The following is a 10,940-nucleotide window of genomic DNA, read 5'->3' on the forward strand; positions in this document are numbered from 1 at the left end:
TTCAGCGGATGAACAACGACACGGTGGGACCAAAGTCCGACGACGATTCCGGGGCTGAACCGAGCGGCTCCAACACCATCCCACCGAGGGGCCCGGAGCGCGAAACCAAGGGGGCGGCCGCTTTTCTCCGAAGCCGTAGAACGGCAGTCGCGATCACCGCAACGACGCTGGTAGTGGGCGGTTTCGTGGCATGGCTCGGGTACACGGCATACGAAGCGAAAGACAACCTGGAGGCGGCTCGCGACCACGCACAGTCGGCGAAGAGCGCTCTCCTGGCCGGAGATACGGGAGTCGCAGAGTCTGCCGCGGCGGAAGCCGATCGCGAAGCATCGGCCGCATACGACAACACCCATTCACTCCCCTGGAACATCACCGCCGCAATTCCCGTCATCGGGTCGCCGTTCGAGTCGACGCGCCAGATGACCGAGGTCGTTCAGGGGCTTACGCGTGACGTTCTCGGCCCTGCCGTGACTACCGGAACTTCACTCGCACCAACGGAATTGGTGCAGCCCGGTGGGCGCTTGGCACTCGCACCGTTACGCGAAGCGGAACCGAAACTGGCCGAAACAGCTATCGCCGCGGAATTGCTGTCGTCGCAGGCACAGGAAGTTCCCGAATCGAAGTACCTGGGCCGAGTTAACGATGCCAGAGCAGAATTACAGTCGCAGACAAGCGAACTGGCTACCCTCCTGACGAACACCGCCACCGCGGCGCGCATCGCACCGGCGATGCTCGGCACCGACGGACCGCGCAACTACTTCATCGGTTTCCAGACCAATGCGGAAGCGCGAGGAACCGGCGGCCTGTTGGGTGGATACGGCATCGTCCGAGTCGACAACGGCGCCGCTCGGGTGGACACACTCTCCCCCAACTCCGAACTAACACTGGACAATCAACCGATAGACCTTGGTCCTGACTTCAACCAGCTGTACGGAAACAGTCGACCGACCACCGATTTTCGCAACAGCAACCTCAGCTCGCACTTTCCCTACGCAGCGCAGATCTGGCAGTCCCTGTGGTCACAGGAGTCCGGGGGTGAGCTGGTCGACGGCGCGATAGCGACCGATCCGATAGCACTGAGTTACCTCCTCGAGGCGGTGGGACCAGTAGAGATGCCGGACGGAGAGTCGGTCACCGCCGACAACGTCGTTGAGTTGACCGAGTCGACCGCGTACGCACGCTTTCCCTCCGACAACAAGGCACGAAAGCAGTATCTGCAGACAATCGCGGCCCGTGTCGTGGCGAAGATGACCGGGAACATCAAGTCGCCGAGCGCATTACTGGAGGCTCTGGGCAGAGGTGTCAGCGAGGGCAGAATCGCAGTGTGGAGCTCTCACCCCGACGAACAATCGGTTCTTGCCGACACGGTCCTCGGGCACACCATTCCCGATGATGCCGCTCCGTACGCCGGTGTGGTGATCAACAACCAAGCCGGCAACAAGCTCGACTACTACCTCACACGAGAAATCGACTACACAGCCCAGACGTGCACCGGCGACACCCGAAAGACAACGGTCACCGTTCGACTGACCAACAACGCGCCCGACGCCGACCTGACCGAATATGTCAGCGGGATCGTCGACAACCCCGGACGACTGCCCAATGGCACCAATGTGGCTGCAGTCACTCTGCTTGCGACAGCCGGCGCCAAACTCGATGCCGTCTCCGTGGGTGGACAGATTTCGTTTGCCGTCAACGGAACCGAACAGGGTCACCCGGCCTACATGACCAGGGCCGTCATTCCGCGAGGCCAGACGGTTGAGCTGAAGTTCGATCTGACCGAGCCCACAGCCGAGGGCGAAGCTCGCGTACCGGTCCAGCCGCTGGTCGACGACCCGAAGATTACCGTCGACGTGCCTACCTGCTGAGCTTGACCGGCAAACGTCGACGAGGCCCCTGGCATGTCGCCGTTTGTCGGGCTCGTGAACTTTCAGCAGATTTGAAACTTTGGCGAAGGCTAGCCTATGCTTCCTGACGCGCCTGGAACCGGCCGTCGGCTGCGATCCGTCGGAGTCTCACTCCTCGGCGCATCGACAACGGAAGGTTCCCCATGCGATACGCCCGTGTGCGCTCACTTCGCCGAACTGTGGCGCTGAGTGGATTGGTCATTGCCGCCCTGGTAATCGGCGGATGCAGTAACAACGACACCGCAACCGAATCGAGCAGCAGCGACTTCGAAACCGTCACCATCGAAAGTGCGCTCGGAAACGCCGTCATCACCGAAAAGCCCGAGCGAATCGTGACTCTCGGCATGGGGTCGGCGGAGACCGTAATCGCGCTCGGCACGATCCCCGTCGGCGTCGAAAAGTACGCATGGGGCAGCGACGACACCGGGTATCTGCCGTGGGTCCACGAAGCGGTCACGAAGCAAGGTGGCGAACTGCCAGAGCAGTTCACCGGCGGAACCGATCTCAACATCGAGGCGATCATCGCTCTCGAACCCGACCTGATCCTCGCCCCGTGGTCCGGCATCACACAGCAGCAGTTCGACTCACTCAACGCGTTCGCGCCGACCGTCGCCTACGCCGAGAGCCCCTGGACCATCACGTGGGAAGACCAGATCAACGTCATCGGCAAAGCCATGGGCGAATCCGAGAAGGCGACAGCCGAAATCGACAAGATCAAGTCGCAGTTCGCGGAATCGACTGCAGCACATCCGAACTACGCCGACGTCAGCTTCTCCTTCATCTACAACACGGGCCCAGGAACCCTCGGCGTCTTTTTCGCCGAAGAGCAGCGTGTGGCCATGGTCCGCGCACTTGGCCTGCAGGTGGATCCCGTCGTCTACACCTTGACGGAATCTGAAGGAACAGACTCCGCCGTCATCGGCCTCGAGAACGCAAACCTCCTCGACAAGTCCGACCTGCTCTTCACCTTCTACTCGGACCCGGCCAACCGGGCCGAGATCGAAGCGCAGCCCGCTTACCAGGCAATCCCCGCTGTGGCTCGGGGAACTGTCATCGCTCCGACCGAACAGCCCTTCGTCACCGGTTCCTCGATGATCAACCCTCTGACCGTGCCCTGGTCGCTCGAGCGCTACGTGCCGATGATCGACGAGGCAATCGCGAAGCTGAACAAGTGATGTAGATCAGCATCGTGCGATCGAGAAACCCGCGTCCTATTCGGACGCGGGTTTCTTGCCGTCGCGTTCAGCTTTGAATCGCATCCACTCACTGCTCAGCATGCGATTGTCGATGATCCACCCCATGTAATCGCGCATGTTGAGCACACGAATGTACGCGGGACCGTTGGGGTTTGCGTACTGCAGGGCCTCGGTCGCAAGCTTGCGTTGATTCTCGAGATATACGTGCTCTGTTTCGAGGAATCCGCCCCACACGTCGGAATCCATGACGTAGTAGTGAGTCCGATCCCGAGGCTTGCGCGTGAGCTTGACGAACCCCCGGTCGATCAACCGACGAATGTAGGTGGACACCGATCCGCGACTTGCTCCGAGTACCTGCGCCAACTCTTCGGCGCTGACCCCTGGCGACTCGCTGATCAACAGATAGCCCGCAATACGTCCTTCGATGCGGGCCCCACCGCCGGACTGCCAGTACACGGAGAACTGGTCGATGAACCAGGTGGAGAAATCGTCACCGCGAGCAGGGCTGGCATCGCCCATTCGTTGAGCCTCCGACGTCTCTGGGTACGAACAATTCGCCACTATTGTGCCAGCACCACCGTCACCGAGCCGAAATCACCAGCCCTGGAGTGGTTGCGATGAACTCGAGCTGTTCGATTGTCAAAGGCGACGCCGATGTGGAGCCAGCCGATGTCACGAACTGGGTCACCACTACTGTTTCGCCGGAGGGGTGAACAACCCGGACCGTGTCATCGCCCGAGCCATCGGGATCGACCAGGCGAGTCACGGTGGTGGAGCCTGGCAACGTCAGTGTCTCACCCGGTTCCGGCACAGCGGTACCAACTGATATTTCGACATCGCTGCTGCCGTCCGCTGTCGAGGCGACGATCCGCTCGCACACTCCTCCCTGTCCGTAATCATCTGGAACCAACGAACCGAGCGGGCGCTCCAAAGTGATGCCTGCCGCGCCGAGATCCTTCCAACGTGCATCGAGCAACTGATTCAGTCGGTCGATATCCATGCGCGACGCAGGTGGACCGGCATTCACAGAATCGGTGTAGCAGGATGCCATCGGCGGCGGCGTCGAGTCTGGAACCGGCGCAGTCACCGCAAGCCCCGGCGCGGTCGCTAACGCGATCAGTTCGTCCATCGTCAAGAGCGGGGAAGCATCCGACGAAGTTCCAGTCGACGTGTCGACGCTGGCAACAACCCGGGATCCATCACCGAGATACGCGACGACTCCGCGCTCGCCCCCGACTTCCGAACCGTCTGTGTCTTCGAAATCGGCTCTGTCCTCGAAATCGGCGATGTCGAGCACTGTTCCGTTTTCGAGATGCTCCCGCCGATCCACCAGACCCTCCAAGCACGGCGGCACCGGCTGATCCCATGCACGCACCTGAACCGAGATATCCGCAGTCCGCCCGACGCGAGTCAAGGTTCCCTTCGCCGACGTAGAACCGCTGAACTCGATCGGGTCGACCCCGTCAGGAAACGAGGCACCCCGGTAATTCTGGATCGGCGCAAACTCGAGCGATTTCGATGGACTCGCAAATGCAACGTCGACATCGGAAGGCAGCGATTCGAGTAGTGCGTCGCTCATGGCGGTGGCCTTCGGTCCCGAGAACCATGGATAGTCCGGGTCGTCATAGCCGGGCTCACCGGCAAAACCGTAGTTGATACGCACCGGCGGACCCGGCGATGCCACCGAATCGCAGCCGGGAATCGACGCGCCCGTGTCTTCGTTCGTCACCGCCGCGACAACAGTTCCCAAGGCGACGATCGAGACGATCACCAGCCCGTCACGCCAGGTCCATTGCTCGCGGCGACGGTTCGACTCGTGTGCGGTGCGCCCAGACATTTCTCGATCATTGCCTACCACAACAACTACGTCGCTATCCGACATACCCGCTGAGGTCGTAGATCGTGGAATTTCCCACCGTTGTCGACGTGAAATTCGCTTCGACCCATTCCTGGATGACACTCGACGTGCTGTCCCCGCTTTGGCCCTCTCGCTGGCTTCCGCCCTGGCCACCGGCAATGTAGTAGTGAATTTTTCCGTCTGCCACGTACTGGATGAATTGATCCAATGTCGGTGCGGGATCGGAACTCCAACCGCCGATCGCCATCACCGCGGTATTGCTGGCCAACTCGTAGGTTGCTGCGCTTTGCGAGCCGTTGGTCGCGGCCGACCACGTGGTGCCCGCATTGACCAGCATTCCCGTCAACTCGGAAGTACTTTCACTGCCGCTACTCAGTTCTTGCCCGTTCGACGCCGGATTTACAGTCGCGTCAGAAGAATTCGGCGGAGCGTCACCGTTTTGCAGCTCTGGGCCCCCACCCATACCTCCTCCCCCGCCCATTCCGGAGTCGGACACGGCGCCGGTTGGTCCGGCCGTCGGGATGGATCCGCCGTGCGCTGTTGCGGCAGTGGCAATCGCGTAAGACGCAGAACCGGTTATCCCTGCCAACGATCCAAGAATCAATCCAGCGACAGCGAGCTTGCGGAATCGATCCTTGGCTCCCACTAAAACCAAAATCGCGCCGACGACAGTGCCCGCCAACAGAATCCACTTCAGCATCGGCAGCCAGTCGGCATTGCGGTGCAACAACACCCAGCTCCAGATTCCTGCGGCCAGCATCGTCGCAGCCAACCCGCAACGTCCGATCCAACGGGCACGGACCAACCACAGAGCGTATCCACCGGTCCCGATCATCCCCGCGACGGCGGGCGCCAGCGCAACTGTGTAATAGGGGTGGATCGTGCCGGACATATAGCTGAAGATCAGGCCGGTAACGAGAAACCAACCACCCCAAAGGATCAACGACGCACGGACAAGATCTGTGCGCGGTGCGCGTCCCCGAGCGAGCAGTCCGAACACCACTGCGATCAGTGCCGCAGGTATCAGCCAGGAAATCTGGATACCCATCTCGCTGCCGAACAGCCGCTCCAGTCCGGTACTCCCCCCGAAGCTCGAACCCGCACTGCCACCGGCCATTCCGCCACCGCCACCGGTGCTCCCGAAAAGTCGACCCAATCCGTTGTATCCCATTACCAAGTCCATGACGCTGTTGTTGGTCGATCCGCCGATGTACGGGCGAGAATCAGCGGGCCACAGCCACACTGCCAACACCCACCACCCAGCCGATATGACAACGGACGCAGCACCGATGACCAGGTGGGCCAGGCGAGTCCGCAAGCGCACCTGTCCGGCGATCAAATACGCGGCACCAAATGCAGGCAACACCATCAGCCCTTGCAGCATCTTGGTGAGAAAGGCAAACCCCAGCGCTACTCCTGCGAGCGCCACCCACATAGCGGCTCGACGACCTATCGCCGTGCACATGGCGCGAATAACGAAGTAGCCGGCGAGAGTCATGAGCAGAACCAACAGTGCATCAGGATTGTCGAACTTGAACATCAGGGCGGCAGCGGGCGTAGCTGCCAAAACAGCTCCCGCCACCAAACCCGCAGCGGGCGACGCCACTCGTTTGACGGCCGCGTATACAAGCGCAACTGATCCGATGCCCATCAATGCCTGCGGAACTAGAAGGCTGGCACTCGAAAATCCGAAGATTCGCCCGGACACACCCATGACCCACAATGAAGCGGGCGGTTTGTCGACCGTGATGAAATTCGAGGTATCGAGGGACCCGAAGAACCACGCTTTCCAATTCTGGGAGCCGGCCTGCGCCGCTGCAGCGTAGAAGGTGTTGGCGTAGCCACTCGCGGTCAGATTCCAAAAATACAGGACTGCCGTTGTTGCCAACAGGATCGTCAGCGCCAATCCTGTACTGCGCGTGCGGAACCACGACGGCGAGGGCTCCGCGCGATGGGCAGTTGGTGCCGGCCGCTGACGCGGGGCCGGATGCAGAACGGCGGTCATCAGGAAGTCCCTTCACGAGTTACTGTCCTGCCAACGATCGCGTCTCCAACCCTGGCGGCACTGGGAGCCGGCTGGAAAGTTGCTGTGAATGGCTCAGGTCAGGGAGCGCTCGAATAGCACGACGCTGAACCAACCGTTGTCGGCATCGTCTCCGAAGTCACGACGCCCTACCTCGGCGAAACCCGCGTCTCGGTAATAGCGGCGCAACCGCACGTTGGTTTCTACACAATCGAGCCGCAGGTACTGCGCGTTCTCCTGCGCGGACCGTCGATGGGCCCAGACGAGTAAGCGTTCGCCCAACGAGGTGCCCGAGAATTCTCGATCGATGACCAATCCGTGCACGTAACCAGCACGCTCGTTCGAATCGGGCCAGACCACAGGGTCCGACCAGATCAACCGCAGGGCGCCGACAATCCTCGACTGCTCCCGGTCTCGCGCAACAAAGAACTCCCCTCTCGAAATCTGCTGCTCGACCTGCTCGACAGACACTTCACGCGGGCGCCACTGGATGATTCCGCGTTCTGCCAACCAGTCTTCTGCCGCGTGCCGCAGCGCCAGAATCTCCGGCCCATCGGTCTCGACCGCTTGCACAACGTCGACAACCATATGACCTCCCCCATATCTGCAGCCGTTCACAACAACACGGCCTCCAGGCCCCAACCCGGGTGTATCTCCGAGTTGAAGCCTATCGGCGTGAAGTTGTGCGCCTGAACGGGTGTCACCACTCAGTCAGGTTTTGAATGTGGTGTTGGCCGGTCGCGGGTGCTGGCCGGGGTCGATCGAGGGCGGCGGGATGAACCACGGTTTGTTGTCGACCCCGATCCGGATCACCCACTTCCCGACGAACTCTGATTTGCGGTGCATCAACCGGTGATGTGAACGGCACAGCAGGACCAGGTTGTTCATCACCGTCGGCCCGCCGTTCGCCCAGTGCCGAATATGGTGCGCATCCGTCCAGGCGGGCACACATGTGCAACCCGGGAACGCGCAGCCCTTGTCCCGGGCGATCAACGCCACTCGCTGTTCAGCGGTCACCAACCGTTTCCCGGGTTTCGCATCGAGCGGCGCGCCGTGATCGTCGAGCAGAACGGTCGAGAGGAAACAATCGCACCCGAGAAGCCTGGTCTGCGACACCGACAGCGGTCCGAGCCAGGGCATGTGCCCGACATCGAGATCCGACAAGTCCAGATCGTGTGAGCCTTCGTCGTCCACATCAGAAGGCGACGCGGCGCAATCCCGATGCTCCGCCAGATCCCGAGCGTTGATGTGCACGTTCACGTGCGGACGCTGACCACCATCGGTACCGGTCTTGGCGCAGTCCAGATAGCGGCGGATCAGTTCGGTGAACCCGTCCGCCGTGCGTTTCGCCGCCGACCGAGCATCCGGCGTCCCATCCGGTGCCGGGGTCGGCATCGTCAGATTCGACAACGCCGACAACAGCATTTCACCGGTCAGGGCATCGAAATCGCCGCGCACCACCACTCGACCGTTCAATGTCGAGGCGATCCGCAACTCGTTGAGATCGACATCCTCGGCGGGCGGGATCTCATCTGATTCGAACAACCGCTCCAAGGTCGCGATCACGTTCCGCACTTTCGTCGTCGTCGCTTCCACACCCGACGCAGCCGCCAACAACAAATCGATGCACTTCGGTAGCGCCTCCTCCGGCATGCCTTTCGGTGGTGATTCACAGAACGCCACGATCAACACGGCATGATCGAACGAACAGTCCCCGCCATCGAACCGAGCAGCCACCGCCGGAAACGGCCGCAAAGCCGCACCCAACGCGGCGATCTTCTTCCCGTCCCGAACCTGCAACATCGTGTTCGCCGCCAACCACGCACCCACCCCGCGGCTCGCAATCACCTGATCATCCGGGCGCAACGACAACTCGTCCACCACCGCCACACGCACAGCTTCGAGACGCAGAATCTCCGCACTCGCCGACACCGCAGCAGCGCGCAACTCGGCAGCAGACAACTGCCACAACCGTCCGCGTAACCCCACCGCAGAACCAGACACCACATCCGACAACAAGACGCTCATTGAATCCCCCGATCCCCTCCCCAAATCATACTCGAACACCCGTTCGAGTCAAGAGTGGTAGACCTCGAGCGCCCGCGCTACCGATTCGTCACCCGCAGGTAGCAACGGCAGTCGCACATTGGGAGTCGGAATCTGTCCCAACGCATGCAATACGCCCTTGATCACAGTCGGGTTCGGTTCGGAAAACAGAGCTCCGGACAGCTTCGACAAACTCCGCCCGAGGTCACGGGCGCCGTCCACATCGCCACTGTCCCAAGCTTTTACCAAGCGGACGAACTCAGCGGTCGACACATGAGCGGACGCCAAGATGCCACCGGCCGCACCCAAGGCCAGAAGAGGCGCGAGAAACAGATCATCCCCCGCCAGTACGGCGAAGTCGCCTGGAAGATCCGCGAAGAGTTCGACGGCAGCTGCGTCGATACCGCCCGCGGCATACTTCACACCAACAACCCCGGGCAAAGTACCCACCTCCTGCATAGTGCCGCTGTCCAGATCGCACGCAGTTCGGTACGGCACGTGATAGACGATCAGCGGCACTGGGCTCGACGACTGCAGATGCGCGAAATGCGCCACCACACCGGCTTTCGACGGCCTCGTGAAGGAGGGAACCGGCACCAAGGCCGCCGAGACCTCAGGCCACCGAGCCAGCCTCCCGAGCGCCTGCGCACTGCCCGCCGTGTCGTTACTGCCCGCGCCGACGATCAACGTCGCGCCTCTCGCACGGCACACATTCGCACAGATATCCAGAACGGTCACTCTCTCCTGCTCGGTGAGTGTTGCGGCTTCCGCTGTAGTCCCCAGCGCAACGAGTCCGACCGCACCCTCGGAGAGGACCTGGTGCGCAAGCTGTTCGAGTGCACCGATTGCAATACGACCGTCGCTCTCGAAGGGCGTGATCAGTGGAACATGGATTCCGGCCAGGTCAACTCGAGTCGTAGTCATAGAACTCAGCCTCACCGAACAAACCTTGTAGGTCTAGTTCGCATTTCCATCGTCGAGCGTAAGCTGAGCTGATGCTCGATGTTCGCCGACTGAAGCTCTTGCGCGAACTAGCGCTGCGCGGAACCATCGTTGCCGTTGCCGAGGCGCTGTCGTTCAGTCCCTCCGCGGTGTCGCAGCAGTTGGCCGTCCTCGAACGTGAAGCCGGCGTGCCGCTGCTGGAACGAACAGGCCGTCGCGTCCGACTCACACCCGCCGGTGAGAACCTCGCACGTCATACCGAAGCCATCCTGCAACGCCTGGAGCAGGCGTCAGGTGAATTGGTCGACGCACGTCGTGGACTGGCGGGGCCGCTGCGCATCGGAACGTTCCCGACCGCGGCACGGGCGATCCTCCCGGCGGCATTGATCGCCCTGTCTCGCGAGCATCCCGGGTTGGAACCGATGGTTTCGGAGATCGACCCGGCGGACGTCGCCGACGACCTACGAGCTGGGACTCTGGACTTGGCGTTGATTCACGACTACGACTTCGTCCCTCGCCCCACCGAACCGGGCCTGACGACATTGCCGCTGTGCAGCGAAGCCGTGTACCTCGCATCTAGTGACATCGAGTCAGATCCCCACGACGCTGTCGCATCGCTGACCGACTGCGTAGAACGTCCCTGGATTACCGCAATTCCCGGAACTGCTTGTCATGCAATGACTATTCGCGCATGCCAGGCAGCTGGATTCACCCCGAAAGTGCGACACCACATCGACGAATTCGCCACCGTTCTCGCCCTCGTCGCTGCGGGACAGGGTGTTTCGCTGGTTCCTGAACTCGGAGCAATCCATCCGCCGCTAGGTGTGCGCCTGACGCCGATGCCCATTCGACGAAGGACCAAGATTGCACACCGAGCGGGCTCCGACGCTCACCCGGCGGTCGCAACCGTGACAAACGCGCTTCGCTCGGCCGTCCCACAACTGCTGGACGCCGAGCAATAGCGGCAC

At 61.6% G+C, this 10,940-nt stretch carries 9 protein-coding genes; 3 read left to right on the forward strand and 6 right to left on the reverse strand.

Features of this window, described 5'->3' with window-relative positions:
* The first annotated feature begins 8 nt into the window (after positions 1–8).
* Positions 9–1,868 carry a DUF4012 domain-containing protein gene (locus V3587_RS18920; RefSeq protein WP_030537083.1) on the forward strand — a complete coding sequence of 620 codons (1,860 nt, stop codon included), beginning with the start codon at positions 9–11 and terminating at the stop codon, positions 1,866–1,868.
* Between the two features lie 182 nt (positions 1,869–2,050).
* Positions 2,051–3,082 carry an iron-siderophore ABC transporter substrate-binding protein gene (locus V3587_RS18925; RefSeq protein ID WP_007732282.1) on the forward strand — a complete coding sequence of 344 codons (1,032 nt, stop codon included), beginning with the start codon at positions 2,051–2,053 and terminating at the stop codon, positions 3,080–3,082.
* 36 nt (positions 3,083–3,118) lie between these two features.
* On the opposite strand, the gene V3587_RS18930 is transcribed toward V3587_RS18925, so the two are convergent.
* The 6 genes from V3587_RS18930 to V3587_RS18955 form a co-directional block, all read right to left on the reverse strand.
* On the reverse strand, positions 3,119–3,622 hold the full coding sequence (locus tag V3587_RS18930; RefSeq protein WP_283377182.1) for a GbsR/MarR family transcriptional regulator: 504 nt from the start codon (positions 3,620–3,622) through the stop codon (positions 3,119–3,121).
* 61 nt (positions 3,623–3,683) lie between these two features.
* Positions 3,684–4,940, reverse strand: a complete 1,257-nt coding sequence (locus V3587_RS18935; RefSeq protein WP_283377183.1) for a hypothetical protein — start codon at positions 4,938–4,940, stop codon at positions 3,684–3,686.
* A gap of 34 nt (positions 4,941–4,974) precedes the next feature.
* Positions 4,975–6,966 (reverse strand): glycosyltransferase family 39 protein, encoded by a 1,992-nt coding sequence (locus V3587_RS18940; RefSeq protein ID WP_283377184.1) that lies wholly within the window; start codon positions 6,964–6,966, stop codon positions 4,975–4,977.
* A 93-nt stretch (positions 6,967–7,059) separates the two neighbouring features.
* Positions 7,060–7,572: a GNAT family N-acetyltransferase gene (locus V3587_RS18945; RefSeq protein ID WP_007732288.1), complete on the reverse strand. Its 513-nt coding sequence runs from the start codon at positions 7,570–7,572 to the stop codon at positions 7,060–7,062.
* Between the two features lie 123 nt (positions 7,573–7,695).
* A complete protein-coding gene (locus V3587_RS18950) occupies positions 7,696–9,012 on the reverse strand; it encodes an HNH endonuclease signature motif containing protein (RefSeq protein WP_210377191.1) in 1,317 nt (438 codons plus the stop codon).
* Between the two features lie 48 nt (positions 9,013–9,060).
* Positions 9,061–9,954, reverse strand: a complete 894-nt coding sequence (locus tag V3587_RS18955) for a dihydrodipicolinate synthase family protein (RefSeq protein WP_007733060.1) — start codon at positions 9,952–9,954, stop codon at positions 9,061–9,063.
* Between the two features lie 71 nt (positions 9,955–10,025).
* Here V3587_RS18955 and V3587_RS18960 point away from each other — a divergent pair, with 71 nt between their 5' ends.
* The gene (locus tag V3587_RS18960; protein WP_231783449.1) at positions 10,026–10,934 is read left to right on the forward strand and encodes a LysR family transcriptional regulator; all 909 of its coding nucleotides are present in this window, start codon (positions 10,026–10,028) and stop codon (positions 10,932–10,934) included.
* Positions 10,935–10,940 lie beyond the last annotated feature (6 nt).

Source organism: Rhodococcus sp. IEGM 1306 (assembly GCF_036541985.1).
GTDB classification, from domain to species: Bacteria; Actinomycetota; Actinomycetes; order Mycobacteriales; family Mycobacteriaceae; genus Rhodococcus_F; species Rhodococcus_F qingshengii.

Excerpts from the sequence above, each read along its gene's own strand:
- V3587_RS18920 (WP_030537083.1), top strand. The coding sequence starts at position 9 with ATGAACAACGACACGGTGGGACCAAAGTCCGACGACGATTCCGGGGCT.
- V3587_RS18925 (WP_007732282.1), top strand. The coding sequence starts at position 2,051 with ATGCGATACGCCCGTGTGCGCTCACTTCGCCGAACTGTGGCGCTGAGT.
- V3587_RS18930 (WP_283377182.1), bottom strand. The coding sequence starts at position 3,622 with ATGGGCGATGCCAGCCCTGCTCGCGGTGACGATTTCTCCACCTGGTTC.
- V3587_RS18935 (WP_283377183.1), bottom strand. The coding sequence starts at position 4,940 with ATGTCTGGGCGCACCGCACACGAGTCGAACCGTCGCCGCGAGCAATGG.
- V3587_RS18940 (WP_283377184.1), bottom strand. The coding sequence starts at position 6,966 with ATGACCGCCGTTCTGCATCCGGCCCCGCGTCAGCGGCCGGCACCAACT.
- V3587_RS18945 (WP_007732288.1), bottom strand. The coding sequence starts at position 7,572 with ATGGTTGTCGACGTTGTGCAAGCGGTCGAGACCGATGGGCCGGAGATT.
- V3587_RS18950 (WP_210377191.1), bottom strand. The coding sequence starts at position 9,012 with ATGAGCGTCTTGTTGTCGGATGTGGTGTCTGGTTCTGCGGTGGGGTTA.
- V3587_RS18955 (WP_007733060.1), bottom strand. The coding sequence starts at position 9,954 with ATGACTACGACTCGAGTTGACCTGGCCGGAATCCATGTTCCACTGATC.
- V3587_RS18960 (WP_231783449.1), top strand. The coding sequence starts at position 10,026 with ATGCTCGATGTTCGCCGACTGAAGCTCTTGCGCGAACTAGCGCTGCGC.